The sequence below is a fragment of the Neisseria sp. P0021.S007 genome, assembly GCF_051956855.1.
Genome location: NZ_JBQCXA010000081.1, coordinates 1 through 1,331, shown reverse-complemented (window position 1 = coordinate 1,331; position 1,331 = coordinate 1). Strand labels below are relative to the sequence as shown.

At 50.1% G+C, this 1,331-nt stretch carries 1 protein-coding gene; it reads left to right on the top strand.

The genetic code is table 11. The features are described from left to right. The coding region (locus ACTHUR_RS11235; RefSeq protein WP_440398627.1) for a TonB-dependent receptor domain-containing protein at positions 1-1,331 on the top strand (1,331 nt) is incomplete at both ends.

Genomic DNA, 1,331 nt, shown 5'->3' with positions numbered 1-1,331 from the left:
GTCAACTATAAAACCAAATCTGCAAGCGACTACGTTTCCGAAGAAAAACCCTACCATTTAGGCATTAAAGGCGGCTATATCGGACGCAACAGCCAGAAATTCAGCAGCATTACCGCTGCAGGAACTTGGCTGGGTCTGGACGCATTGATGGTCTACACTCGTCGTTTCGGTAAAGAAACCAAAAACAACAGCGACGCTGCCGATACCGTCATCACTGACAACAAACAAAGCTGGAGTCCGAATGCTGGTATGACCAACTACGGCAGCCGCGGTGTAGCGCGCAGCAAACCTGACCCTCAAGACTGGGAAAACAAAAGCACCCTGTTCAAACTGGGTTACAACTTCAACGATAAAAACCGTATCGGCTGGATTTACGAAGATTCACGCACCGACCGCACGACGATTGAATTGTCCAATATGTGGGCGGCAGACTGGAAAGGCGACGCACTGGGCGACACCCGTTCCCGTCAAGATATTTCCTACCGCAAACGCATCGGTTTCGAATACAAAAACCAACTTGACAAAGGACCATGGGACAACCTCAACCTGCGTTACGACCGTCAAACCATCGACATGAGCACTTGGACCTGGGACTTGCCGACGGATTATGGCCGTAACGGTGTCAACAGCGACGTGTACCATATGTTCCGCAACATCCGTCAAAAAAATACCCAATTCGGTGCCGATGCCGAAAAACAAATCGACTTCTCCAAATCGGTATGGGCAATGCAATACGGATTAGGTGGCTCCAAAAACGATAACGGTAATAGCGACCATAGCTATTGGGTACGCCTATATGACCCGAAATACCAAACGTCCAACAACCAAGAATTGACTATGCTGGTCGAAAGCTCGTCCAAAAACCGTTTTGCCTACTGGAACAACACCTTCCAATTCGGCGACAGCAGCCAATACCGCCTCAATGCCGGGCTTCGCTACGACAACAGCAGCAGCAAAGCCAAGGACAACCCCAACTATACCCCTGCCATCCGCGGTCAAATCCCCTATCTTGGCAGCGAGCGTAAACACAGCGGTTTCAGCTACGGTTTAGGATTAGACTGGAAATTCACGCCGCGTCTGAATCTTTTGGCAAAATATAGCACTGGCTTCCGCGCGCCGACTTCAGACGAAACCTGGCTATTGTTCCCGCATCCTGACTTCTACCTTAAAGCAAACCCTAACCTTAAGGCAGAAACCGCCAAAAACTTCGAACTGGGACTTGCCGGCAGTGGCAAAGCCGGAAACTTTAAACTCTCCGGCTTCCAAACCCGCTACCGCAACTTTATCGAACTGACCTACATGGGCGTATCTTCCGATAATCCCAACAGCCC